The following is a 24,098-nucleotide window of genomic DNA, read 5'->3' as shown; positions in this document are numbered from 1 at the left end:
AGAAAACCCCCCGTTCCACCGCAGCGGAACAGGGGGCATCAATAGCGGCGTACCGCTGCCGGATTTTGCCGGGGATCAGGCCTCGACGGTCGGATCGACCGAGAAGCTTTCGCCACAGCCGCAGCGGCCGGTTTCGTTGGGGTTTTCAAACACGAAACTGGCGGCGAACTTATCGACCCGGTAATCCATGGTCGCCCCCAGCAGGTACATGAAGGCGGCGGGGTCGATCAGGATGGTGACTCCCTTGTCCTCCACCGCATCTTCAAACGGCAGCTTTTCCTCGGCGTATTCCACCACATAGGACAGGCCGGAACAGCCCCGGGTGCGGACGCCGACCCGCAGGCCGACCACCGGTTTGTCCGATTTTGCCATCAGCTCCTTCACCCGGTCGGCGGCGGCGTCGGTCAGGGTCAGGATCTTCGGGGCCTGCCGCACCGGCTTGGCCGGAGAGGTGGGAGTGGGGGTGGGGGGAGAGGCGGTTGCCATGGCGGAGTTCCTCCTCAGAACATGTCCAGCGCGACGCGGGCCACTTCGCTCATCCGCTCCGGGGTCCACGGCGGTTCCCACGTCAGCGAGACGCGGACCCGGCCAACCCCCTCAACGCGGGCAACGGCATGGGCCACTTCGTCCGGCATTTCCCCCGCCACCGGGCAGGCCGGGGCAGTCAGGGTCATGGTGACGGCGACATCACCGTTCTCGGCGATCTTCATTTCGTAGATCAGGCCGAGGTCGTAGATGTTGACCGGGATTTCCGGATCGTGGACCGACCGCAGGGCGGCCACGATATCTTCTTCGGCCGCGATCGGCAGGCCGGGATCCAGCGGGGATCCGGCTTCAGCTTCCATCTCTTCGGCGGGCGGCGGCGGTTCGTAAGCGTACATCGGGGGGCGCATCGTCATGGTTGGGGGAGCCTCTTCACTCTCGTCGCCGGTCAGCCGAACAGCGTCTGCACGCTGCGCAGGGCCTTGACCAGCGCGTCAATGTCGGCGGTGTTGGTATACATGCCAAAGCTGGCGCGGGCGGTGGCGGGCACGCCAAGGCGCTCCATCAGCGGCTGGGCGCAGTGGTGCCCGGCGCGGACGCAGACCCCCTGCCGGTCCAGCACGGTGGCAATGTCATGCGGATGGGCATAGGCCATGGAGAAGGAGATGATCCCGCTCTTGCCCGGGGCGGTGCCATGGACGGTCAGGCCGTCGATGTCGGCCAGACGCTCCATGGCGTAGGCCAGCATCGCCTCTTCATGGGCGTGGATCTCCCCGGCATCGAACTGCGCGAGGTAGTCCAGCGCCGCCGCCAGACCAATCGCGGAAACGATCGGCGGGGTCCCGGCCTCGAACTTGGCGGGCACGGCGGCCCATTCGCTTTTCTCGTAAGTGACGGAGGAAATCATGTCGCCGCCGCCCATCCACGGCGGCATCCGCTCCAGCATGTCCAGCCTGCCGTACAGCACGCCGATGCCGGTCGGGGCATACAGCTTGTGCGGGGCAAAGACGTAAAAGTCACAGCCGATCGCCTGCACGTCCACCGGGCGGTGGACCACGCCCTGACAGCCGTCGATCACCACCACCGCCCCGGCGGCATGCGCCTTGGCGGTGATTTCGGCGACCGGCAGCACCGTGCCCAGCACGTTGGAGACATGGGCCACCGACACCAGTCTGGTGCGGTCGGTCAGCAACGCCTCAAACCCGGCCATGTCGAAGGACCCGTCGTCATGGATCGGGGCGATCTTCAGCACCAGTCCCTTCTCGTCGCGCAGCATATGCCACGGCACGATGTTGGAATGGTGCTCCAGCGCCGAAATAATGATCTCATCGCCCGGCTGCAAAGCCGTGCGGCCATAGGTCTGGGCGATCAGGTTGAAGGCTTCGGTCGCGCCGTGGGTCAGCACGATTTCCCGCTCATCCGCCGCATTCAGGCGGGCACGGATTTTGCCGCGCACCGACTCGTAGTTGGCGGTGGCGCGCTCCGACAGCCAGTAAGCGCCCCGGTGGACGTTGGCATATTCTTCCGAATAGGCCCGCATCACCGCATCCAGCACCATCTGCGGCTTCTGGGCCGAGGCCCCGGAGTCGAGATAGGCCAGCGGCTTGCCATGCACGGTCCGCGACAGGATCGGGAAGTCACGGCGGACGGCCTCGACATCAAACGGGCGGTGGTTCAGCAGGGGGGCGGCGACAGGGGCGTTCATGACCGGGACTCCAGCCACTGGTGGATTTTTGCGGTCAGGGCGTCGCGCAGGGCGTCGTCGCTGACCAGTTCAACCACGTCATCAAGGAACCCTTCGATCAGCAGCGACCGGGCGGTGTCAGGATCCAGACCCCGGGCCTGAAGATAGAACAGGGCGTCTTCGTCCAGTTCGCCGGTGGCGGCCCCGTGGCTGCACTTGACGTCATCGGCGAAGATGGTCAGTTCCGGCTTGGTGTCCACTTCCGCCCCGCGCGACAGCAGCAGCGCCTTGTGAAGCTGATGGCCGTCGGTCTTCTGGGCGATGCGCTGCACGTTGACCCGGCCCTGAAACACGCCGCGCCCGGTGCCGTCCAGCACCCCTTTCAGGGTCTGGGCAGAGGTGCAGTGCGGGGCGGCATGGTCGATGAAGCTGGTGGTATCGACATGCTGGCCGGTTCCGGCGGCATAGGCCCCGTTCAGGCGGGCTTCGGCACCGGGGCCAAGCAGCTCCACCCGCAGGTCGGCGCGCACCAGCGCCCCGCCGAGGGTCAGGGCGAAGCCGTCATACACCGCGCCGCGCTGGATCCGCGCCTGAAGGGCAGTCAGCAGGCGGGCCTGCCGGCTGTCGTTGTGCAGGCTGATGTGGGTCAGGCGGGCGTCATCGCCAAGGGTGATGTCGCTGACGCGGTTGGTCAGGCTGTCCCCCCCGGTGTCCCCCCCGGTGGCCCCGACCTGACTTTCGATCAGGGTCAGGGCCGCCCCCCGGCCGATTTCCACCAGCAGGCGCGGCTGCACCAGCACGGCGGCCCCGGCGGCGGCATCGGTGATCCACAGCAGGTGCAGCGGGGTGGCCGCCTGCGGGGTGGCGGAAACCCGGATCACCAGACCATCGGACAGGGCGGCGGTGTTGAGGGCGACGAACGGATTGTCGGCCAGCGCCAGCGCCTGCCCCAGCCCGGCCTTGACGGCGGCGGCATCGGTGGCGATGGCGTCCGACAGGGTCTGGATGCTGACACCGGCCTGTGTCAGGGCGGCGGCATCGGACAGGTCAGGGCGCAGGCGGCCGTTGACCAGCACCAGACGCAGGGCTCCCGGCACGTTCAGCGCCTGCTCCTCAGCGGTCTGGATGGCGGTGGCATCCCCGCCGGTGGGGGCGGCGACGAAGGACACTTCGGCCAGCGGGCTGACCCGGGTGTACTTCCAGCGTTCGTGAGTGCGGGTCGGCAGTCCGTGGGCGGCAAAGGCGGTCAGGCCTTCGGCCCGCAGGGCGGTCAGGGCGGCATCCGTCAGCGGGGCGGCGGCCTGCGCCGCTTCCGTGACGGTGACGAGGGAGAGGGCAGATGCGGTCATCGGATCCCCCTTACGCCGCAGCGCCGGTGTAATCGGCGTAGCCCTTGGCTTCCAGTTCCTCGGCCAGCTCCGGCCCGCCGGTGCGGACGATGCGGCCCCCGGCGAACACATGCACCACATCGGGAACGATGTAGGACAGCAGGCGCTGGTAATGGGTGATGACGAGGAAGGAGCGGTCCGGGCTGCGCAGGGCGTTGACGCCGTCGGCCACCACCTTCAGGGCGTCGATGTCGAGGCCGGAGTCGGTTTCGTCAAGGATGGCGAAGCGCGGGGTCATCAGCGCCATCTGGAGGACTTCGGCGCGCTTCTTCTCGCCGCCGGAGAACCCGACGTTGACCGGGCGCTTCAGCATGTCATCGCGCACGCCCAGTTCCTTGGCCTTGGCCTTGACCAGCTTCAGGAATTCCATGGCGTCGATCTCGCCCTCCCCGGCGGCCCGGCGGCGGGCGTTGATCGCCGCCTTCAGGAAGGTGGAGGTGGCGACCCCGGGAATTTCCACCGGGTACTGGAACGACAGGAAGATCCCGGCCAGCGCCCGGTCCTGCGGTTCCATCTCCAGCAGGCTTTGCCCGTTCAGCAGGATGTCGCCGTCGGTGATGGTGTAGCCGTCGCGCCCGGCGATGATGTTGGACAGGGTGGATTTGCCGGTGCCGTTCGGCCCCATCAGGGCGTGGACCTTGCCCGGCTCGATCACCAGATCGACACCCTTCAGGATGTCCTTGCCATCGACGGAGGCATGCAGATTGCGGATTTCAATCAGGGCCATGGGAACTCTCTCTTTTTTGTCCGGTGCGGAAGGCGGTCAGCGGGCGTTGGGCCTCAGAGCGTTTTCAGCAAAAGTGGACACCGGTTTTGCGGTTGAAAACGCTCTAACTTTTTAAAAAGAGAGCATTTTCTTCGATTGACAGGATTCCACTCAATCTGAAAATGCTCTAGCCGACGCTGCCTTCCAGCGAAATGGCGACCAGCTTCTGGGCTTCGACGGCGAATTCCATCGGCAGGGTTTGCAGCACTTCCTTGCAGAAGCCGTTGACGATCAGGCCGACGGCATCTTCCGGGTTCAGGCCGCGTTGCAGACAGTAGAACAGCTGGTCTTCGGAGATGCGGCTGGCGGTGGCCTCATGCTCGGTGCGGGCGGTCGGATTCTTGGTCTCAATGTAGGGCACGGTGTGGGCCCCGCACTGATCGCCGATCAGCAGGCTGTCGCACTGGGTGAAGTTGCGGGCCCCGTCGGCCCCCGGCTGGATGCGGACCAGACCACGGTAGGTCTGGTCAGAATGCCCGGCGGAAATCCCTTTCGAGATGATCTTTGACCGGGTGTTCTTGCCGATGTGGATCATCTTGGTGCCGGTATCGGCCTGCTGGTGATTGTTGGTGATCGCCACCGAGTAAAATTCGCCGACCGAGTTTTCCCCCTGAAGGATGCAGGACGGATATTTCCAGGTCACGGCGGAGCCGGTTTCCACCTGCGTCCACATCACCTTGGAGTTACGGCCCCGGCAGGCGGCGCGCTTGGTGACGAAGTTGTAGATGCCACCCTTGCCCTCGGCATCGCCGGGGTACCAGTTCTGGACGGTGGAATACTTGATCTCGGCATCATCGAGGGCCACCAGCTCGACCACGGCGGCGTGAAGCTGGTTCTCGTCGCGCTGCGGGGCGGTGCAGCCTTCCAGATAGGAGACATAGGCACCGTCGTCACAGACGATCAGGGTGCGTTCAAACTGCCCGGTGTTCTTCTCGTTGATGCGGAAGTAGGTGGACAGTTCCATCGGGCAGCGCAGGCCCTTCGGCACGTAAACGAAAGAGCCGTCGGTGAACACCGCCGAATTGAGGCAGGCATAGAAATTATCGCCCGGCGGCACCACGGAGCCCAGATATTTGCGCACCAGATCCGGGTACTTCTTCACCGCTTCGGAAATGGCGCAGAAGATCACGCCCATTTCCTCAAGGCGCTTTTTATAGGTGGTGGCCACCGAGACGGAATCGAACACCGCATCGACGGCGACTCCGGCCAGCGCTTCCTGTTCCCGCAGGGGGATGCCCAGCTTTTCGTAGGTGCGCAGCAGCTCGGGGTCGACCTCCTCCAGACTCTTCGGCGCAATCTTCTGGCGCGGGGCGGCATAGTAATGCGCGTCCTGAAAGTCGATGGCGGGGTAGCGCACGTTGGCCCAGGTCGGTTCCGTCATGGTCAGCCATTGACGGTAGGCCTTCAGGCGCCATTCCAGCAGCCACTCCGGCTCCTCTTTCTTGGCGGAGATGAAGCGGATGATGTCTTCGTTCAGACCCTTGGGCGCCAGTTCGGTCTCGATATTGGTTTCGAAGCCGTACTTGTAGCGCTCCAGTTCCTTCACCGTTTGTGCGGTGCTGTCGGTGGCCGCCATTGGAAGGGGTTCCTTTTACCGTGCTCTCTCGTTTTCTTGCGGTCTGGTGCGGTGTCACGCCGGAAGCGTGGCCGGAACCGGCGGGCGGAACGGCTGCGGATCACTGACCATCTCCGCCAGCGTCAGGCTGGACAGGGCGTCATGGACCGCACGGTTCACCCGGTTCCAGTGGCCATGCATCGGGCACAGGCTTTCGATGCCGCAGTCATCCTCCGCCGACTCGACGCAGGAGGTCAGGGCGATCGGCCCCTCCACTGCCTGAATCATGTCGGCGACGGTGATACGCACCGCATCACGGCCAAGCCCGTAGCCACCGCCCGCGCCCCGGGTGGAAACCACCAGCCCGTCGCGGGCCAGCAGCTTCAGCACCTTGGCAACGGTCGGCATCGGCACCCCGGTGTCAGCCGCAATCTGCTGGGCAGACCGCTGGCCGCCGTGGCGGGCCATGTCGACCAGAAGAACGACTGCATAATCGGTGAGCTTGTTGATGCGGAACATCGACCTTACCTGTAAACCCGGTGCCGCTGTTTCTGCGCGCAGCTGGTATGCTGCTGCTGGACAGGGCCGCCGGTGCGGAATACCGTACCAAATCGGTACCCTTTTTAATAAGACCAAAATGGTCCTGTTTCAAGCTGCAATCCTCGGGTCTCCCATGCGCTGTGCGGATGGGGCCCTGCAAAACCGGAATATCGTATGTCGCTCCGCCGCTCCGTTGCCTGCGTGTCTGCTGCCGTTCTGTCCTGCCTTGTGGCCTCGGCCGCTCCGGCCGGGGCGGAGGAACCGTTGAAACGCAGTGATATCAGTGCTGATGCGATTGCCCCGGCGTTCCGGCTGGTGGCGAAGCGGCTGATGCATTCCGGGGTCGCCTTTGAGGGTACCCGCGCCGATCTGATCGCCGCCGCCGCCGCCGGGGTCAAGGTGGTGCGGGTCTACCGCGAATCGGATGCCTGGGTGCTGGACGCGGCGGAGCCGCTGGGCCTGAAGGTGGTGATGGGCCTGTGGCTGGCCCACCCGCGCCATGGCTTTGATATCACCGATACCAAGGCGGTGGCGGAGCAGGAACAGCGCCTGCGCGCTTTCGTCCGCACCCATAAGGATCACCCGGCGCTGCTGGCGTGGGGCGTGGGCAACGAGGTGGAGACCGAGGTGGCAGACCCGGCCCCGGTGTGGACGCTGGTGGACCGCATGGCGGCGGCGGTGAAGGAAGAGGACCCGGATCACCCGACGATGATGGTGGTGGCGGATACCGGCATGGACCGGCTGACGCCGCTGGCGGCCTGCTGCCGGTCGGTGGATCTGCTGGGGATCAATATTTACGCCGGGGCTTACCGCGATCTGCCGGACCGCCTGACCACGGCAGGCATCCGCAAGCCGGTGGTGATCACCGAGCTGGGGGCGCTCGGCCAGTGGCAGGCCGGACGCAAGCCGTGGGGGGCCCCGGTGGAGCTGACCAGCCGCCAGAAGGCGGAGTTTTTCACCGAGTCGCTGCCATGGCTGCGGCAGCAGTCGCAGATTGTCGGGGTGTTCCCGTTCCTGTGGGGCGAAAAGCAGGAACAGACCGCGACATGGCACAGCCTGCTGATGCCGGACGGGGGCCTGACGGCGATGACCGATGCGCTGACCCGGCAGTGGCAGGTGATGGACAGCGGTCTGCCGCCAGCCGCCCCGGCCCCGGACCTGACCGGGGTCGGCATCAATGCCGATGTCTTTGCGCCGGGGGCGGAGGTGTCCTCGACGCTGGCGGTCACCGACCCGCAGGGGCAGCCCCTGACCACCACGTGGGAGGTGCGGGAAGAGGCCACCGACCTCCGCAAGGGTGGCGATGCTGAGGCGGTGCCGCCGCCGGTGGCGGTGACGGTGCTGGAGCAGGGTCCGGCGGTGATCCGCTTCCGGGCTCCGGAGAAACCGGGGGCTTACCGCCTGTTTGCCACCGTCCGCAATCCCACCGGCAAGGCCGCCACCGCCAATCTGCCGTTTCTGGTCCGCTGAGCTTCTGCCGGGGGGCCGATCTCAGGCCGAGCGGATATAGCGCAGGAAGTCGTTGATGCGGCCCTGAAGATCCCCGGTGCGCTGCCGCAGGTCGCCGATGGCGGTGTTCAGGCTGTCGGTGGCGTCGCTGGTGGTGCGGGCCAGCACCGTCACATCCTCCACCGCCGTGGAAACGCCCCGGGTTGCCCCGGCGGCATCATGCACATTGCGGGCGATTTCCTGCGTTGCCGCCCCCTGCTGCTCCACCGAGGCGGCGATGGCGGCCATGTTCTCGTCAATGCGGTGCACATTGGCGGCAATGGTGTTGATGGCCGCAACCGATGACGCTGTCGCGGTCTGCACCGCCCCGACCTGCCGGGTGATGTCCTCGGTGGCGCGGGCGGTCTGGCTGGCCAGCGTCTTGACTTCGTTGGCGACGACGGCGAATCCCTTTCCGGCATCCCCGGCCCGGGCCGCCTCGATGGTGGCATTCAGGGCCAGAAGGTTGGTCTGATCGGCGATGGCGGTGATCAGCGCCACCACTTCCCCGATCCGCCCGGCAGCCTGCGACAGGCTCTCGACCCGCGACAGGGTGTCGCGGGTGACGCCGGAGGTCTCGGCGGCCAGCCGGACGGACCGGTCCACCTGCGCCGAAATTTCGCCGATGGCGGCAGACAGTTCCTCGGCAGCGGCGGCAACGGCCTCCACATTGGTGGTGGCGTCGTTGGCAGAGAGGGCGGAGGCCCCGGCTTTCGCCAGAACGTCCTGCGAGTCGCGGGCAACCGCGCCCACCTGCGCATCGAGCGAGGTGGAGACCGTGATCAGGGCCTGCATCACGGTGCCGGTGGCCTGTTCAAACTCTTCGGCCAGCCGGTCCATCATCGCCTTGCGGTCGGCGGCGGCCTGCTGCCGGGCGGCTTCGGCCTGCTGATTCAGGCGGGCGACCTCTTCGGCGTTGGTCTTGAAGACCGCGACGGTTGCGGCCATCTGGCCGATGGCGTTCTTCCAGCCGATGGCGGGGATCTCGATCCGCAGATTGCCGTTCGCCAGATGCTGCATGGTACTGGCCATCGCCGCCAGCGGCCGGGTCAGGCCGAGGGCGATGATGACGACCACCGCCACCATCACCGCCAGCACGGTGATCAGCACGGTGGTCACCGCTGTTGCCGCCGTCCGGGTGACCTCTGCCAGATTGGCGTCAGCGGCGGCCATCCGCTGGGTGGACCGGTCCCGCAGGGTGGCCAGCGGCGGCTCTGCCCGGGCAAAGGTCTGCGACAGACCCGACAGTTTGCCCGGCAGGGCAAGGCGGACCGTGGCGTAGCGCTGGAAGGCCTTTACGTAATCGCCGACGTACTGCGTGATCGCCTGTTTGTCGGAGTCGGACAGGGCGCTGTCCTGCACGGCGGCCAGAAGCCGGGTGCTGATGGCGGTCAGGCGGGTGGCATCCTGCTCTTTCGGGTCGGCGATAAACATCTTCTCCCGCAGCCGCATGTCGAGCATCAGGACGTTCAGGCGGTCATCCTGCTGGGACCGGACGATCCCCTCAAAGACCGCAACCGCATTGCGCAGGCTCAGGCGCAGGCCGTCAGCATCTGTCAGCCCCAGTTCTTTCCAGTCGGTGACAATGGCCGTAAACTGGCGGCTGTAGTCCTGGAGCAGGGTTTCCGTTTCCTTGGCCAGCGCGAGATCTTCTCCGGACAGGCGGCCTGTCAGCCCGTTGATCTGGTCGATGGTCGCGGTAAGGGTGGCGGCATGCTTGTCTGTCTCCGTCAGGCTCAGGCGGAGCAGAAAGTCCTTCTCGTTGCGGCGGGCATTGAGGAACCCCAGCTGGATAGCGTTCAGGGCGGAACTGATGCGGCTGCTGTCCTCTTTCTGTTGCGCGGCGGCCTCGCTGACCGTGCGCTGCCAGGATGTCACGCCCCAGATCGGAAGGAAGCCGATGATGACGATCGCCAGGATCAACCCCATCTGGAATTCGATTCTGGTTTTTCTGAGAAGCATGGCCGTTCTCCCGGGCAGAGGGACAGGGTGGGGACGCAGACAGGAGTGGGTGGCAAGAACCATGCCGGTTCTGTCTCGGGTGGTGGATGCATCTTCAAAAATGCTATCAAAATGCAAAGCATGTAAATATTGATATGTTTACTATCAAATTTTGAAAAGATGCACGGGTCTGGCGGAGACCGCTCCTCAAACGGCGAGGCGAAATGCAATGCGGGACGCTATCGCTGTCACAGACCTGCTATACTTTATGGGGGATCCTGTTGACGTGCTGCTCTGGAGATCGCCGCAATGACTGACCTGCATCATGGTGTTCCGGGGGAGGGGGGCTGTTCGGTTCCATCGGGAACAGACCGGCAGGGACGCCTACAGGCCCTGTGCACGGTGGAAGACGCCCCGGCCTTGCTGCTGGTCGGGCATGGCTCGGCCAGAACGGAGCGCGCCCGCCTGCCGACTCTGGCTCTGGCAGAGCGGTTGCGCCAGCGGGGGCCGTGGTGCACGGTGGCGGTGGCCTTCTGGAAGGAGCCACCGTTTATCCGCGAGGCGCTGGCCGCCCTGACCGCCCCCCGGGTGATTGTGGTGCCCAATTTTGCCTCGGACGGGATTTTCACCCGGGAGAAAATCCCGGCGGAACTGGCGGCGGCCGGATATCCCGGGCAGGTGATTCTGACCGGGGCGATCGGGGCTCATCCGCTGGTCGAGCAGATCATGGTCCGCCGGATCGATGCGGCTCTGGCCCGTATCCGCGCGGCAGGGTGGCCACCCGATCAGGTCACGGTGCTGCTGGTCGGCCATGGCTCCCGCCGCCCGGGCGGGTCATCGACCACGATTACCCAGCTGGCGGACCGTCTGGCGGCGGCGGTGCACGGCCCCCGGGTCCATGCCTGCTTTATCGAGGAGGCCCCGCTGGTGACTGACTGGCGGGAGCTGACGGCGTCCCCGGTGGTGATCGTGATGCCGATGCTGATCGCCGAAGGCATGCATGGCAGCGAGGACGTTCCCCCCCAGTTCGGCCTGACGGCGGAGGATGTCGCCCCGTCCGCCCCGGATCTGACCGGGCCGGTGGCCTGCGGCGACCGTCAGGTGTGGTATTGGCGGGGGATCGGAAGCTCTCCTGATCTTATTGATATTATTGAGGATATGGCGTTTCCGCATTTAACCCGGTGATCGGGGCGGATGGCCCGGTATACCAAGGAACATCGGCGATATGCTGTGGAGCAGGTGGCAAGGGCGGTGTCTGGCCGTATGCTTGGTCCGGTCCGGAAATGGGTTCGGTGCACGGCATGGGCAGGATGGTATGGCGATCCTTGGTCCCGATTTCGGTGGCTTGCCGTTCCGGTCGCAGATGTCTGCCGGATCGGCCCCCCGTCGCTTCTGCGATCTGGGCGATGCCGTCCGGGTGGTGGCTGACCGGCTGCGCCGCCTGAACCGCTGCGCCTCCGGCTCCGGGCTCTCCTGCATTGTTGACGGGCATTTTCCGATCCTTGATCCGTTCGGAGATGCCGAGCGGGTGGTCGAGGCGCTGCTGTCCACCCTTCTGCACTGCCGCTATTCCATGACCCCGGATATGCCCGGCCGGAGCGGTGGCCTATCCCCGGTCTATCTGGAAGTCCTGTCTTTTGTGGATGCGCGGGGGGTGCGTCAGGCCCGCCTGATGATGGTGGTGCAGTCGCCCTGTGCCGCCTCTCTGGCCCAGCTGGCGCGGGGGCATCTGATTGAGACCAGTCTCCCCGAGCGGATTGATGCCCTCCGGGGCGTTCTCCAGATTTCCGATCTCGGATCGCGGATGATCGTCCGTCTGGATTTCCCGCAGCAGCATCCGGTTGAGGCGGCGCTGTGAGCCCCTCTTCCTCCTCTCCCCAAAGGATTACCCCCTCCGGAGTAAATTTTTCTGCGGAGACATATTCATTTTGGCTTTGCGGGGGTAGATCTTAATGCTATTCGCGGTGTGGGGAAGAAGAGCATTCTTCTAGAATTGGAATAATAATAAGATAGAGTACAGGGGGAGTATCGTCCGATGGGAGCCGTTCCGATGATGAACGTCCAGACCGCGTCCGTGCTGCCGGGCAGCAGCACTGCTTCCGGCCCGTCTTCAGCGTTTGGGGGAGGGACAGGCGCGATGCAGGGTGTCACCCACCGCCTGCCGGAAGACCTGAAGACCAAACACTGGTACTGCGATATTCATCACGCCATGTTCCTGATTCTTCTTGAGCGCGGCTCGACCGCAGCTGCACAGGAGAACATGGAGCTTGCCCGTTACTTCGTTGATACGATTACGGTCTACTGGCTTGTGCACTGCATGGTCGAAGAAGAGGGCATGGCGCTGGAGCTGTCGCTGGGCCTGATTTCGGCCGATACGGCCCGCGCCCACGCGGAAAGCCATGTCGGGATCGCTAAATGGTGGAACGCCAACGTGTTTGCCCCTCTGGTCGAAGGGCGTATTTCCGGGGCTGACCTGTCGGCGATCCTGAAGAAGTTTCTGGGCTTTGTGATCAAGCACATCACCGAAGTCGACCAGAACAGCTATGGCACCGGGGCCGGGCTGGGCGAAGAGGCGATGATCCACGAGATGGCCCATCTGGGCCTGTCCGGACTGCCGCTGTCGCCGCAGATGGGCGGCTGTGCTGCTCTGGCCCGCGATCTGGCCCCGTTCATGTCCCAGCATATCAGCGCCGCCTCGCTGCCGCCGTCGGCGCAGGGGCCGCTGAAGACCCTGCATCTGTCGGGATGGACTGAACCGCTGTGGACCGGTGGCAAAGGCGCGTTCCGCGATGTGTTTATTGCCAAGAACGGTACGGGCAGCGGGCGCAGCGGCGTGATCCGCTCCGGCAGCCCCTCCCTCGTGGTTCCGGCCCGCCCGTCGCTGGTCCGGGCCGCCTGAGGTCTGATCCGGACTGAACAGTCCGGCGATGTAAAACCCCCGGGCCATCGGCATGGATGGTCCCGGGGGTTTCCTTTTTCGGGCCGGAGTCTTTCCGTGCTGCCAGCCGCAGCCCTTATTTCCCGACGCGGGACAGATACTGCTCCAGACGTTCGCCCTTCATCACCAGCTTGGGCCGCAGGCGATTCGCTTTTTCGGTGACGGCGTCCAGATTGGTGGCGGCCCCGGTCTGGATCACGCCGATCATTGCCATCATCAGGTGCGGTGGGCAGACGTAGAGATAAACCCCTTCCTTCTCCAACGTCACGGTGAATGGCTGATCGGCAGCGCTCTTCCACGGGGTGACGCCGTCCGGGGTGGCGTAGGACTGCACAAAGTGCCCGCTGTTTTCCGGAACAAAAGTGACGGTATCGCCGACGGCGGTTTTCAGGAATGGCGGGTCAAACACCATACTGCCATCGGGGCCATAGTTCAGCATGCGGATGGTGTGCTCTGCTGCTGTGGCGGTCAGGGGGGCCGCAGCGGTGGTTCCGGCGATCAACAGCGCGGCGAGGAGAGGGCGGAAACGGGTCATCGGGGGCCTCAGGAATAAAAAAGGAAGACAGATCAGGCGGACCGGCGGCGCAGCGGCTGTACCAGCGGTCTGCCGTGGCGGTCGGACAGCACATCGGCCTCGACGCCGTAGGTATCGGCGATCAGGGCCGGGGTCAGGATCTGCGCCGGGGGGCCGAAGGCCTTCAGGCCACCGCCGCCCAGCACGATCAGGGCATCGGCATATTGGGCCGCCAGATTCAGGTCATGCAGGATCACCACGCTGATCCACTGATGGCGGCGGGTCTGGTCGGCCAGATGGTCCAGCAGGGCCAGCTGGTGCGACAGATCCAACGCGCTGACCGGTTCATCGAGCAGCATCACCCGGGGGTCCCGCATCAGGGTCTGGGCAAAGAAGGCCATCTGCCGCTGCCCGCCGCTGAGGGTGCCGATCAGCCGGTCGGCCAGCGGCAGAATGCCAGTGGCGTCCAGCCGGTGCAGGGCCTGATGCAGGGTGTCGTCATCAATGTGCAGGTCCAGCGCCTTCAGGCGGCCCATCACCACCACCTCCAGCACCGTCATGGCGATGTCGGCGGTGTTGTCCTGCGGCATATACGAAAACAGGTCGTGCCAGTCGGTGCGGTGGCTGCGGCCAAGGGTGGCCTCGCCCAGTGACACATGGCCGCTGTCCAGCGGGATTTCGCCGGTCAGGGCCCGCATCAGCGAGGTCTTGCCGGTGCCGTTGGGGCCGATGATGGCATAGAGATGCCCGGGAGTCAGGCTCAGGGACAGGTCGCGGATCAACGGCTGCCCGGCGATCGACAGGCCGACGCTCTTCAGGATCAGAGGAGAGAGAACGGGAGCGGTCATCGCCGGTGCCCTCCGAAGATCAGCCACAGCAGGAACGGCACGCCGATGACGGCGGTGACGATGCCGACCGGAAACAGCGCCCCGGGAACAATCGATTTTGACAGCACCGAGGCCCCGCCCAGCATCACCGCCCCGGCCAGAACCGACATCGGCAGAAAGAAGCGCTGATCCTCGCCGACCAGCATGCGGGCAACATGGGGGGCAACCAGACCGACAAAGCCGATGACGCCGACAAAGCTGGTGGCGGTGGCGGTCATCAGCGCCACCAGAATCAGCACTTTCAGGCGCAGGGCGCGGATGTTGATGCCAAGGCTGCGGGCCCGGGCTTCCCCCAGCCGCAGAGCAGCCAGCTGCCACGAGTCGCGCAGCAGCAGCAGGCAGCAGACCAGCGTGACGGCGGCGGTGATCAGCAGTCCGGTCCAGGTGGTTTTGGTCAGGCTGCCGAACAGCCAGAACAGGATCTGCTGCGACAGTTCCGGCGAGGCGACAAACTGCACCAGCGACAGCAGGGACTGGAACAGGAACAGCAGGGCGATCCCGCCAAGAATCAGGGTTTCACTGCTGACCCGGCGCAGGGACGACAGCAGGAACAGGAACCCCGCCGCCAGCATCGCCATCAGGAAGGCCCCGGCCGGGACCGCGACCAACGGCGGCAGGCCGAAGCCGCCGAAGGACAGCGCCAATGCCGCCCCAAATCCGGCGGCGGCGGCCATACCCAGGGTATAGGGGCTGGCCATCGGGTTGTTCAGCAGGGTCTGCATTTCCGCCCCGCCTGCCCCCAGCGAGGCCCCGACCACCAGCGCCATCAGCGCCATCGGCAGGCGCAGGCCGATGACAATGGCATCAAGGGCGGTGTCGCGGCCTTCGCTCTGGAGCAGGGCATCAATCACCGCCAGCGGATGCAGCATCGCCGGGCCGGTGGCGATATCCAGAATGCCGACGGCGAGGGAAAGAGTGGTGAACAGCAGCACCATCCGCCAGCGCCGCCCTTCGCGGGCGCGGTGGCGGCCGATGGCCTGATGATAGGAGCCGGGGGCGGCCGGGGGAGACTCGGGCACGGACGAAGTCCTGACAGGCTGTACGGTAAACGGAAAGAGGGGCCGGTCAGCAGACCGGCCCCAGCGGAAACCACACGGTGGCGGATCAGTCCTTCAGGGAGACCGCAAAGGTGCCCTTCGGCTGCACCGGCAGGTAGCGGGCGTAGTAGTCGAGGTAGTTCTTCACCGGATCGATATCCTTGAACTGCGCCGGATACAGCTGCTTGGCGAAGAACTGCACCATGGCGAAGTCCGACAGGGTGCGGCTGGCGCCCTGATAGACGGCATAGACCGCGCCGGATTTGACCGCCGGCAGATCGGCCCAGCCCTGACGGCTCAGATAGCCTTGCAGGCGGGCTTTGGACTCGGCGGCATCAACGCCGTGGCCCATGCGGATCGAGGCCGGGTTTTTCTTCGACTCATTCCCGGACAGGAAAATGGCTTCCGGCTTGGAGGCCAGAACCTGTTCCGGGTTGATCGGCCCCCACCATTCCACGAACGGGGCGGCGATGTTGTCGCCCCCGGCGGCGGTGGCAATGGCCCCCCACATGTTCTTACCATAGGTGAAGGAATATTCCGCCGGGCCCTTGTTGCCGAACTCGACATACACGCGCGGCTTGGCCTGCTTGGCGGCGGCAACGCGCTTCTGCACGTCTTCGACGGCGGTCTTGTAGAAGGCGGCGATTTCCTTGGCGCGGGCGCTCTGGCCGGTTACTTCGCCCAGCACCAGCGTGCTGGCGACGTGGCGTTCCAGCGTCTGGGCGTTGTAATCGACCACGATCACCGGGACACCAGCCTCTTCCAGCCGGTCGGCGTCAAGGCCAAGGGCCTTGTACTGCCAGTCGGCCAGCACCACGGCATCCGGCTTCAGGCTCAGCACCTTCTCGACGGAAAAGCTCTGGACCTCCACTTCCCCGACGTCGGCAATCTGGGCCAGAGACGGGCGGTGCCCGGTGTGCATCGCCCAGTTGGCCGGAACCCAGCTTTCCCACGCCTCGCGGGAGATGCCGACCACCGAATCATAGGCCGCCGGAGTGCCGACCGCCATGAAGTCCTCGAAATAGAAGCCAAGGACGATCCGCTTCAGCGGGGCGTTGACGGTGACGGTGCGGCCCAGAACGTCGGTGATGGTCTTCTGTTCGGCGGCGGCCTGCCGGGACAGCCCCGACAGGGCGGTGACGGTGGCGGCAACGACGGTGGCGGCGACGGTCAGCCGCCGCAGGGTGGGGAGAAGTGACAGCATCATGTGATCCGAAAGCCCATAGAAAACAGTGGCGGACCTATAGCAGGGCTAAAAGTGAGAATCAATCGCATTCGCAATTGAGAGTGTGCGTCTGACCCACCTCCTGGGAGACCCCTGCCATTGTGTCGGCGCAGAAAATGCGGGACATATGCAGGACCTGCTCTTTTCCGGAGAAACACCATGACATCCACGCTGGTTCCGCCCTCTGGCGGGGCAGACCACCCGTTCGCCCCGTTCGTGCGGGCGCTGGGGAAGGGGCCGAACCTGTCGCGCCCGCTGACGGAAGCCGAGGCCGAACAGGCCTTTACGATGATTCTGGACGGGCAGGTGGATCCGGTGCAGCTCGGGGCGTTCCTGTGCCTGCTGCGGGTGAAGACGGAAACCCCGGCGGAACTGGCCGGGATGATCCGGGGGATCCGCTCGCGGCTGGTCAATCTGCCGTCGCCGCGGCCTGTGGTCGATCTCGACTGGGCCAGCTGGGCCGGAAAGGCGCGGCAGGAGCCATGGTATGTGCTGGCGGCCCTGCTGCTGGCCGCCAATGGCGTCCGGGTTTTCATGCATGGGGCGGAAGGGCATACCGCCGGGCGGACCTATACCTCGCAGGCGCTGGCGGCGCTGGGCGTTCCGGTCAGCCGGACGCTGGGGCATGTCTGTGCCGATCTGGCTGCCCGTAATTTTGCCTATGCGCCGCTGCCGGTGATTGATTCCCGGCTGGATGCCCTCATGGCCCTGCGGTCGTTGCTGGGGGTGCGGTCGCCCCTGCACACCGCCGGGCGGGCCCTGAACATCTTTTCGGCGCCGCATCAGTTACTTTCAGTATCGCACCCACCCTATCTTCCGGTGCACCGCGAAACCGCCCGCCTGCTGGGGCAGCCGTCCTTGGCGGTGTTCAAGGGCGAAGGGGGAGAGGCGGAGCGGCGTCCGACCAAACCCTGTGTGGTGCATGGTCTCGAAAATGGCCGGGAAATCGAGACGGAATGGCCGGTTCTGCTGCCCGGCGTGGTGCAGGCAAAGGAGGAGTCTCTGGATCTGACCCGTCTTCCGGCCCTGTGGTCTGGGGGGTGGGAGAATGACTATGCGCAGCTGTCCGTCACCGGGACTGTCGCTATCGTTATAAAACTTATTGGCCGTGCGGAGACAGTTGCCGCAGCGCAGGACATGGCAGATCTCTGGTGGAAAAATAGAGACAAATCCCTTTATAAGGGTTAATGAACTGATACTGGATCTGGTTTAACCTAATGATTAAAAAGGATTTTAAGATTTCAGTCTGAAAAACTTCAGAACCGTGAAGTTTGTGGTTTGACAAGATGTGTCAGATTTGAGAAATCTCTTTCCACAGACAAACGCTGCGGCAGCGCAGCAAGCCTGAAAAGCCGATGAGCCGACAGTCCGGGTAAGACTGAGGGTTCGATAATAAAAGTCGGTTCAGGCCGCGACAGCGGTTCTGACAGGTTATAAAAAATACGGGAGGTCCAAGGGCGCAGGCCTGCGGAATGTGGTTCGATCCCCGGCGGTTCCGCCGGTCAGTCGCAAGGGGCCGGATGGTCTGGCCCACCGCACCGAATGGGAGATGTGGAATGCTCGGTCCCAGTGACCTCGAGGAGTTCTTTGAAGAACAGGACCGGCGCAGCGGCGAAGGGTAACGCCAAAGCGACGGTCGCGGGGAAAGCCGCACCTGCCTGATAAAGAACAGCCCCCGGTACCGGATCCTGACGGGATCCGGCGTTGGTAACGGTAAAAGCACCGCCCGGACACGGCGGTGTCTCTGACGACCGGGCATTTCGATCCTGCTGCCGAAACCGCAGCCTCTGGGTAAGAGGCTGCGGTTTCTGCTTTTGCGCCGCCTGTTCCGGTCCTGCCGTGTCCCGGGGCACCGGCAGGTGTGGGGCACAAATACAAACGGGGGAAAGCGTCTGCCTTCCCCCGTGCTGCGGTTTGGCCTGCATTGGCCCTGCGGCCGCGTCAGGCCGGTATCCGGTGTTTGGCTCAGTCGCGGATCTCGACCAGCGCATCCACTTCCACCGCCGCGTTCAGCGGCAGGGACGGGCAGCCGACGGCGGCGCGGGCATGGCGCCCGGCATCGCCGAACACGTCCACCATCAGGTCCGACGCGCCGTTGATCACCTTCGGGTGGTCGGTGAAGTCGGGGGTGCAGGCCACAAAGCCGCCGAGGCGGACGATGCGCACCACCTTGTCCAGATCGCCACCGCAGGCGGCGCGCAGCTGGGCAATGATGTTGATGCCGGACTGGCGGGCGGCAACGGCGGCGTCCTCAACGCTGACATCGCGGCCCAGCAGGCCGGTGGTGGTGACCTTGCCGTCCTTCAGCGGCAGCTGACCGGAAATGACGACCAGATTGCCGGTGCGGACCCAGCCGACGTAATTGGCCACCGGGGCGGCGGCCTGCGGCACGTCGATGCCGAGTTCAGCGAGGCGGGAGTCGATCTGACCACTCATGTTTGAAGCTCCGAGCTTGTTGGTTACAGCGCCAGCCATGTGCATAGGGCGCATGATGTATACCGTCATGCCGAAAGATAATGCTCCCGGCGACGGCGGGGGTGTGCTAATGCTGCCACCACATCGGCCCACCTGTGCAGCCATTCCCGGACTGGGTCCGGCCACGCTGCCTGTTTTCGACCAAGAGGCGCCCGTGAGCAAGCTTTCGATGCCGAAGGACAAGATTAAAGTCCTGCTGCTGGAGAACATTCACCCCAACGCCATCGCTCATTTTTCCAATCACGGCTACGTGACGCTGGAGACCCACAAGGGTGCTCTGGATTCCGATGCCCTGAAGGAAGCGATCCGCGACGTGCATATGATCGGTATCCGGTCCCGCACCAAGCTGACCGCCGAGGTGCTGGACTGTGCCCAGAAGCTGATGGCGATCGGCTGTTTCTGTATCGGCACCAATCAGGTGGATCTGTCCGCCGCCCAGAAGCTGGGGATCCCGGTGTTCAACGCCCCCTATTCCAACACCCGGTCGGTGGCGGAACTGGTGCTGGGCGAAGTGATCATGCTGGCCCGCCGCATTCCGGAAAAGAGCTGGTCCACCCATGAAGGCGGCTGGCTGAAGGCGGTTGACGGTGCCTGTGAGGTGCGCGGCAAGACCCTTGGCATCGTCGGCTACGGCCACATCGGCACCCAGCTGTCGATTCTGGCCGAGGCGGTTGGTATGCGGGTCCGCTATTACGATATCGTCGAGAAGCTGGCGCTGGGCAATGCCCAGTCCTGCGCGACGCTGGATGAGCTGCTGGCAGACTCCGATTTCGTCAGCCTGCATGTGCCGCAGACCCCGAAGACCCGCAACATGATGGGGGCGGAGCAGTTCGCCCGCATGAAGAAGGGGGCGCTGTTCATCAACGCTGCCCGTGGCACCGTGGTGGATATCGACGCGCTGGCGGCGGCGCTGACCTCCGGCCATCTGGCCGGGGCGGCGATCGACGTGTTCCCGAAGGAACCGGCGGCCAACGGGGATGAATTCCTCAGCCCGCTGCGGGGCCTGCGCAACGTCATCCTGACCCCGCACATCGGCGGCTCGACGCTGGAGGCTCAGGCCAACATCGGCACCGAAGTGGCGGAAAAGCTGGTCAAGTATTCCGACAACGGCTCCACCCTCGGGGCGGTCAACTTCCCCGAAGTGCAGCTGCCGCTTCAGGAAGTCGGCTCGCGCTTCATGCACATCCACCACAACCAGCCGGGGATCCTCAGCCGGATCAACGAAGTGCTGTCGGAACGGAACTGCAACATCACCGGCCAGTATCTGCGGACCGAAGGCGATGTCGGTTACGTGGTGGTCGATGTCCAGCAGTCGCTGGAAGAAGGGCAGGGCGTGCGCCGGTCGCTGGAAGCGATTCCGGGCACCATCCGCACCCGCTTCCTGCTCTGACCGCCGCTGTGGTCTGCTGAATGCGAAAACCCCCGCCGGAGCGATCCGGCGGGGGTTTGTGCTTCCGGAAGGAAGATGTGGAGCTTTACAGCCGCTCGACAATCAGGGCGATGCCCTGACCGCCGCCGATGCACATGGTGATCAGGCCGTAGCGGCCACCGGTGCGGTGCAGCTCGTACAGGGCCTTCAGCACCAGAATCGCCCCGGTGGCCCCGACCGGATGCCCCAGTGCAATGGCCCCGCCGTTGGGATTGACCTTCTCGGCAGGCAGCCCAAGGTCGCGCGACACGGCGCAGGCCTGCACGGCGAAGGCTTCATTGGATTCAATCACGTCCAGATCGGCGACGGTCAGACCGGCGCGGCTAAGGGCGTTCCGCACCGCCGGGATTGGGCCGATGCCCATCACTGCCGGATCTACCCCGGCGTGGCCATAGGCGACGATCCGGCCCATCGGCGTCAGGCCGCGCTGGCTGGCGACAGACTCCGCCATCAGCACCACGGCGGCGGCGCCGTCGTTGATCCCGGAGGCATTCCCGGCGGTGACGCTGCCATCCTTCTTGAAGGCCGGGCGCAGCTTGGCGAGGGTCTCGGTGGTGGTGTCGGCCTTGACGTGTTCGTCGGTGTCAAACACCACCTCGCCCTTGCGGGTCTTGGTCACCACCGGCACGATCTGGTCCTTGAAGCGTCCGGCGGCAATGGCGGCGGCGGCCCGGCGCTGGCTTTCCACCGCGAAGGCGTCCTGCTCGTCGCGGGTGAAGCCGTAACGGTCGGCGACGTTCTCGGCGGTGATCCCCATATGCCCGCCGCCGAACGGGTCGGACAGGGCCCCCAGCATCATGTCAACCACGGCGGTATCCCCCATGCGGGCGCCCCAGCGGGCGGCGGGCATCAGGTATCCGGCCCGGCTCATCACCTCGGTGCCGCCACCGACGGCGGCGGTGCAGTCCCCCAGCATGATGGTCTGGGCGGCGGAGATGATCGCCTGAAGGCCGGATCCGCACAGACGGTTGACCGTCAGGGCCGGGGCTTCCTGCGCGATCCCGGCGTTCAGGGCGGCGACGCGGGAGACGTACATGTCACGGGCTTCGGTATGGATGATGTTGCCCATCACCACATGGCCGATGTCGGCCCCGGTCACGCCGGACCGCTTCAGGGCTTCCCCGATGACCAGTGCGCCGAGATCGGACGGGGTCTGGTCTTTCAGGCTGCCGCCAAAGGTACCGATGGCGGTGCGGGCACCCCCGAGGATAACGACGGATTCAGTCATGGCGGACTCCTGTGAAGCCGGTTTGGCCTGTTGTGATGCTATGATCGTTAAAGTGAACTGTAAGTACGGGGAGTATGCCTGATTGGGCCGGTGGATGCAATTCGCGCTGCTGAAAAAGGCGGCAGGGGCGTGGCATGAGATTTGCTGAATTTGATGCAAACACGGTCAGAAAGGCCGTGCAACAAACCAGAATAATCATTGCTCAGTGACGGTCATGACCCGCGGGGACACGGTGCGGGATCCGTTGCTCTTGTAAGGGACACAAGAGTATGAAAGTGCTCAGAAAAATATCGGTCTCCACACAAGTCGCGCTGTTATGTGCGGCTTTTGTGGTGCCGCTGGTGGTCAGTCTGGTGGCGCTGATCGGTAAGTATCAGGAGCAGCTCGATTTTACAGTCGCGGAAAGCGAAGGATTGACCGCTGTTTCACCGATGCGGCAGATGGCGGTGCGGGTGCTGTCCGGTCAGGATCCGGATGCGGCGGCCGGTCTGGCGGCGGTGCAGCGGTCGGATGGGGGCAAATATCTGACAGGAAAAGGTTTTTCCGACCTTAAGGCGACCCTTGGGCGGTCGGATCCGGCGGAGCGGCTGGCAGCGCTGGCAACCGCCATTCTGGCGGTGTCGGATGCCTCAAATTTGACACTTGATCCAGAAGTGCCTACTTTTTATGCAATGGATCTGACCATCAATGCCATGATTTCGATGGGCCGGAACACGCAGGCCCTTCAGGCGGGGGTGGCGGCGCTGACGCAGGGCAATACGGAAGCCAACCGGATGGCGGTGGCCATGGCCAAGGGAGCGCTTCAGGCGGATGTGGCCCGCATTGAAACCGCCCTTGCCAACGGGCGGACCCCGGCCAGTGCCACCGTGTTTGACGGGACTTTAAACCCGGCACTGAAGCCGGTGGTGGCCTCGGCCACCGCCCTGCTGGAGCGGCTGGGCGGCCCCCCGGACCCCAGCGTGCAGGCCGAGCTGGCCCGCCATGCCACACGGGTGGCGGATGGCTGGGCCGCTGCGGAAAAAGGACTGGATGTGATGCTGCGGGACCGCACGGCGGCCCTGGAGGCGGAATACCGGCTGACGGTTGGCCTGTGTGCCGGTCTGGCGGTGCTGGCCCTGCTGGTGGCGGCGGTGATGGCGCGGGGGATCAGCGGCTTCCTGCGGCAGCTGCGGCTGTGGATGGGGCAGGTGGCCGCCGGACAGCCGGTCTCCCTTCAGGGGTGGCCGGAAGACCGCAGTGAGGTCGGACGGGTGGTTGCCACGGTCGATAAGCTGAACAGCGATGTGCAGCGGGCGTTCCGGCTGATGCAGATGGTGGAGGATATGACCAGTCCGGTGATCACCGTTGATCCGGCCAGCCTGCGTCTGGTCTATCTGAACGGGGCCGGGCGGGCGATGATTGCCGGTCTGGGGCTGCCCGATGCCGCCGGGGACTGGACCGGCCGGGCTCTGTCGGATCTGTACGCCTTTGATCCGGCAGACCGGCAGGCGATCGCGCAGGGCACCGGCCTGCCGCGCGAATGCCGGGTCAGCATTGGGGCTGAGGTGTTCGCGGTGCGGATCTCCGCCGTACATGGGGCCGGTGGCGGCTATGACACCGCCATGATGATCTGGCAGCCGGTGACCCGGCAGGTCCGGCTCGCCAACCGGTTTGAGGCGACCGTCAAGCGGGTGGTGGAAACCGTGGCCGATGGGGTCAGCGCGGTGGATACCGGGGCCGGACGCCTCAGTGATACGGCGGCGATGGCGCTGGACCGCAGTACGGCGGCCCTTGAAACCACCGAGGAGGTCAACGCGGCGGTGCAGACGGTGGCGGCGGCGGTGGAAGAGCTGTCGGCCTCGGCGCTGAGCATTTCCGACCGGGTCCGCCATGCGGCGGATGTGGCGGCGGAGGCCACGCGGGAGGCGGATGCGACGGTCGGGGTGATTGCCTCGATGGAGGATGTCGCCCGCAATATCGGGGCGGTGGCCTCGTTGATTTCAGGGATTGCCGACCAGACCAACCTACTGGCCCTGAACGCCACCATTGAGGCCGCCCGCGCCGGAGAGGCCGGGAAGGGCTTTGCCGTGGTGGCCGGAGAGGTGAAAAATCTGGCCACCCAGACCGGCCGTGCCACCAGTGACATTTCCCGCCAGCTGGTGGAGATGGAGCAGGCTACCCATGCCTCGGTCCGGGCGGTGGCGGCGATCCGCGCGGTGATTGCCGCCATGGATGGCACCACGGCGGAGATCGCGGCGGCGGTGTCGCAGCAGACGGCGGCGGCCGAGGAAATCGCCCGCACCATGACCGGGGTGGCCCGGGGCAGTCAGCAGACCGCCAGCCATGTTGACGGCCTGCGGATGGCGGCCGGATCGACCAGCGGCGAGGCAACGGCCCTGAAGCAGGTTTCGGAGAGCCTGACGGCGCAGGCCAAGACCCTGTCGCAGGAGGTGGATGCCTTTCTGGCGTCTGTGCAGACCGGATAAGGCGACAAAAAACCCGGCTCCGCTGGGCGGGGCCGGGTTTTCTGTACGCACAGGC

General features: G+C 65.1%; 21 protein-coding genes. 7 read left to right on the top strand and 14 right to left on the bottom strand.

The features are described from left to right. Positions 1-75: 75 nt before the first annotated feature. The 7 genes from FHS48_RS01175 to FHS48_RS01145 form a co-directional block, all read right to left on the bottom strand. Positions 76-486: a HesB/IscA family protein gene (locus FHS48_RS01175; RefSeq protein WP_184260352.1), complete on the bottom strand. Its 411-nt coding sequence runs from the start codon at positions 484-486 to the stop codon at positions 76-78. Between the two features lie 14 nt (positions 487-500). After that, positions 501-893 (bottom strand): SUF system Fe-S cluster assembly protein, encoded by a 393-nt coding sequence (locus tag FHS48_RS01170; RefSeq protein ID WP_416046497.1) that lies wholly within the window; start codon positions 891-893, stop codon positions 501-503. Positions 894-931: 38 nt separating this feature from the next. Beyond that, positions 932-2,188, bottom strand: a complete 1,257-nt coding sequence (locus FHS48_RS01165; protein WP_184260349.1) for an aminotransferase class V-fold PLP-dependent enzyme — start codon at positions 2,186-2,188, stop codon at positions 932-934. Beyond that, complete coding sequence (sufD, locus tag FHS48_RS01160; protein WP_184260346.1) at positions 2,185-3,516, bottom strand: Fe-S cluster assembly protein SufD; 1,332 nt, start codon at positions 3,514-3,516, stop codon at positions 2,185-2,187. The genes FHS48_RS01165 and sufD overlap by 4 nt, the downstream gene beginning before the upstream one ends. Positions 3,517-3,526: 10 nt before the next feature. Beyond that, positions 3,527-4,282: a Fe-S cluster assembly ATPase SufC gene (gene sufC / locus FHS48_RS01155; RefSeq protein WP_184260343.1), complete on the bottom strand. Its 756-nt coding sequence runs from the start codon at positions 4,280-4,282 to the stop codon at positions 3,527-3,529. Between the two features lie 166 nt (positions 4,283-4,448). Continuing rightward, positions 4,449-5,897 (bottom strand): Fe-S cluster assembly protein SufB, encoded by a 1,449-nt coding sequence (gene sufB / locus FHS48_RS01150; protein ID WP_184260340.1) that lies wholly within the window; start codon positions 5,895-5,897, stop codon positions 4,449-4,451. Positions 5,898-5,951: 54 nt separating this feature from the next. Beyond that, a complete protein-coding gene (locus tag FHS48_RS01145; RefSeq protein WP_184260337.1) occupies positions 5,952-6,395 on the bottom strand; it encodes an SUF system Fe-S cluster assembly regulator in 444 nt (147 codons plus the stop codon). Between the two features lie 195 nt (positions 6,396-6,590). Here FHS48_RS01145 and FHS48_RS01140 point away from each other — a divergent pair, with 195 nt between their 5' ends. Further along, the gene (locus tag FHS48_RS01140; RefSeq protein ID WP_184260334.1) at positions 6,591-7,886 is read left to right on the top strand and encodes a glycoside hydrolase family 2 TIM barrel-domain containing protein; all 1,296 of its coding nucleotides are present in this window, start codon (positions 6,591-6,593) and stop codon (positions 7,884-7,886) included. Positions 7,887-7,907: 21 nt separating this feature from the next. On the opposite strand, the gene FHS48_RS01135 is transcribed toward FHS48_RS01140, so the two are convergent. Further along, positions 7,908-9,866, bottom strand: a complete 1,959-nt coding sequence (locus FHS48_RS01135; protein WP_184260331.1) for a methyl-accepting chemotaxis protein — start codon at positions 9,864-9,866, stop codon at positions 7,908-7,910. A 288-nt stretch (positions 9,867-10,154) separates the two neighbouring features. On the opposite strand from FHS48_RS01135, the gene FHS48_RS01130 reads away from it, so the two are divergent. The 3 genes from FHS48_RS01130 to FHS48_RS01120 all read left to right on the top strand — a co-directional run bounded on the left by FHS48_RS01130 (position 10,155) and on the right by FHS48_RS01120 (position 12,744). Further along, positions 10,155-11,030: a CbiX/SirB N-terminal domain-containing protein gene (locus tag FHS48_RS01130; protein WP_184260328.1), complete on the top strand. Its 876-nt coding sequence runs from the start codon at positions 10,155-10,157 to the stop codon at positions 11,028-11,030. Between the two features lie 130 nt (positions 11,031-11,160). After that, the gene (locus FHS48_RS01125) at positions 11,161-11,703 is read left to right on the top strand and encodes a hypothetical protein (RefSeq protein ID WP_184260325.1); all 543 of its coding nucleotides are present in this window, start codon (positions 11,161-11,163) and stop codon (positions 11,701-11,703) included. A gap of 279 nt (positions 11,704-11,982) precedes the next feature. Next, positions 11,983-12,744, top strand: coding sequence for a hypothetical protein (locus FHS48_RS01120; protein WP_184260322.1), 762 nt, complete (start codon positions 11,983-11,985; stop codon positions 12,742-12,744). A 115-nt stretch (positions 12,745-12,859) separates the two neighbouring features. Here FHS48_RS01120 and FHS48_RS01115 read toward each other — a convergent pair whose 3' ends face one another. The 4 genes from FHS48_RS01115 to FHS48_RS01100 form a co-directional block, all read right to left on the bottom strand. Then, a complete protein-coding gene (locus tag FHS48_RS01115) occupies positions 12,860-13,318 on the bottom strand; it encodes a plastocyanin/azurin family copper-binding protein (protein ID WP_184260319.1) in 459 nt (152 codons plus the stop codon). Positions 13,319-13,350: 32 nt separating this feature from the next. Beyond that, positions 13,351-14,145 (bottom strand): ABC transporter ATP-binding protein, encoded by a 795-nt coding sequence (locus FHS48_RS01110; protein ID WP_184260316.1) that lies wholly within the window; start codon positions 14,143-14,145, stop codon positions 13,351-13,353. Continuing rightward, complete coding sequence (locus tag FHS48_RS01105; RefSeq protein ID WP_311769053.1) at positions 14,142-15,203, bottom strand: FecCD family ABC transporter permease; 1,062 nt, start codon at positions 15,201-15,203, stop codon at positions 14,142-14,144. The genes FHS48_RS01110 and FHS48_RS01105 overlap by 4 nt, the downstream gene beginning before the upstream one ends. An 85-nt stretch (positions 15,204-15,288) precedes the next feature. After that, positions 15,289-16,425 (bottom strand): ABC transporter substrate-binding protein, encoded by a 1,137-nt coding sequence (locus FHS48_RS01100; protein WP_184260314.1) that lies wholly within the window; start codon positions 16,423-16,425, stop codon positions 15,289-15,291. Between the two features lie 180 nt (positions 16,426-16,605). Here FHS48_RS01100 and FHS48_RS01095 point away from each other — a divergent pair, with 180 nt between their 5' ends. Continuing rightward, complete coding sequence (locus tag FHS48_RS01095; protein ID WP_184260311.1) at positions 16,606-17,634, top strand: glycosyl transferase family protein; 1,029 nt, start codon at positions 16,606-16,608, stop codon at positions 17,632-17,634. Positions 17,635-18,411: 777 nt separating this feature from the next. Here FHS48_RS01095 and FHS48_RS01090 read toward each other — a convergent pair. Then, positions 18,412-18,882, bottom strand: a complete 471-nt coding sequence (locus tag FHS48_RS01090) for a RidA family protein (RefSeq protein ID WP_184260308.1) — start codon at positions 18,880-18,882, stop codon at positions 18,412-18,414. Positions 18,883-19,075: 193 nt separating this feature from the next. Here FHS48_RS01090 and serA point away from each other — a divergent pair, with 193 nt between their 5' ends. Further along, positions 19,076-20,311 (top strand): phosphoglycerate dehydrogenase, encoded by a 1,236-nt coding sequence (serA, locus tag FHS48_RS01085; RefSeq protein WP_184260305.1) that lies wholly within the window; start codon positions 19,076-19,078, stop codon positions 20,309-20,311. An 85-nt stretch (positions 20,312-20,396) separates the two neighbouring features. Here serA and FHS48_RS01080 read toward each other — a convergent pair whose 3' ends face one another. Beyond that, positions 20,397-21,578 carry an acetyl-CoA C-acyltransferase family protein gene (locus FHS48_RS01080; protein ID WP_184260302.1) on the bottom strand — a complete coding sequence of 394 codons (1,182 nt, stop codon included), beginning with the start codon at positions 21,576-21,578 and terminating at the stop codon, positions 20,397-20,399. Positions 21,579-21,847: 269 nt separating this feature from the next. On the opposite strand from FHS48_RS01080, the gene FHS48_RS01075 reads away from it, so the two are divergent. Continuing rightward, entirely contained in the window at positions 21,848-24,043 is a 2,196-nt protein-coding gene (locus tag FHS48_RS01075) for a methyl-accepting chemotaxis protein (RefSeq protein ID WP_184260299.1), read from the top strand. Positions 24,044-24,098 lie beyond the last annotated feature (55 nt).

It is taken from the genome of Novispirillum itersonii (assembly GCF_014205675.1).
Taxonomy (GTDB): Bacteria; Pseudomonadota; Alphaproteobacteria; order Rhodospirillales; family Rhodospirillaceae; genus Novispirillum; species Novispirillum itersonii_A.
This window is presented reverse-complemented; position numbering and strand designations above follow the sequence as displayed.

Coding starts and splice junctions, on each gene's coding strand:
- FHS48_RS01120 (WP_184260322.1), top strand. CDS start 11,983: ATGCAGGGTGTCACCCACCGCCTGCCGGAAGACCTGAAGACCAAACAC.
- FHS48_RS01115 (WP_184260319.1), bottom strand. CDS start 13,318: ATGACCCGTTTCCGCCCTCTCCTCGCCGCGCTGTTGATCGCCGGAACC.
- FHS48_RS01125 (WP_184260325.1), top strand. CDS start 11,161: ATGGCGATCCTTGGTCCCGATTTCGGTGGCTTGCCGTTCCGGTCGCAG.
- FHS48_RS01080 (WP_184260302.1), bottom strand. CDS start 21,578: ATGACTGAATCCGTCGTTATCCTCGGGGGTGCCCGCACCGCCATCGGT.
- FHS48_RS01095 (WP_184260311.1), top strand. CDS start 16,606: ATGACATCCACGCTGGTTCCGCCCTCTGGCGGGGCAGACCACCCGTTC.
- FHS48_RS01165 (WP_184260349.1), bottom strand. CDS start 2,188: ATGAACGCCCCTGTCGCCGCCCCCCTGCTGAACCACCGCCCGTTTGAT.
- FHS48_RS01145 (WP_184260337.1), bottom strand. CDS start 6,395: ATGTTCCGCATCAACAAGCTCACCGATTATGCAGTCGTTCTTCTGGTC.
- FHS48_RS01140 (WP_184260334.1), top strand. CDS start 6,591: ATGTCGCTCCGCCGCTCCGTTGCCTGCGTGTCTGCTGCCGTTCTGTCC.
- FHS48_RS01175 (WP_184260352.1), bottom strand. CDS start 486: ATGGCAACCGCCTCTCCCCCCACCCCCACTCCCACCTCTCCGGCCAAG.
- FHS48_RS01130 (WP_184260328.1), top strand. CDS start 10,155: ATGACTGACCTGCATCATGGTGTTCCGGGGGAGGGGGGCTGTTCGGTT.
- sufB (WP_184260340.1), bottom strand. CDS start 5,897: ATGGCGGCCACCGACAGCACCGCACAAACGGTGAAGGAACTGGAGCGC.
- FHS48_RS01090 (WP_184260308.1), bottom strand. CDS start 18,882: ATGAGTGGTCAGATCGACTCCCGCCTCGCTGAACTCGGCATCGACGTG.
- sufD (WP_184260346.1), bottom strand. CDS start 3,516: ATGACCGCATCTGCCCTCTCCCTCGTCACCGTCACGGAAGCGGCGCAG.
- FHS48_RS01100 (WP_184260314.1), bottom strand. CDS start 16,425: ATGCTGTCACTTCTCCCCACCCTGCGGCGGCTGACCGTCGCCGCCACC.
- FHS48_RS01170 (WP_416046497.1), bottom strand. CDS start 893: ATGCGCCCCCCGATGTACGCTTACGAACCGCCGCCGCCCGCCGAAGAG.
- FHS48_RS01110 (WP_184260316.1), bottom strand. CDS start 14,145: ATGACCGCTCCCGTTCTCTCTCCTCTGATCCTGAAGAGCGTCGGCCTG.
- sufC (WP_184260343.1), bottom strand. CDS start 4,282: ATGGCCCTGATTGAAATCCGCAATCTGCATGCCTCCGTCGATGGCAAG.
- FHS48_RS01075 (WP_184260299.1), top strand. CDS start 21,848: ATGAAAGTGCTCAGAAAAATATCGGTCTCCACACAAGTCGCGCTGTTA.
- FHS48_RS01135 (WP_184260331.1), bottom strand. CDS start 9,866: ATGCTTCTCAGAAAAACCAGAATCGAATTCCAGATGGGGTTGATCCTG.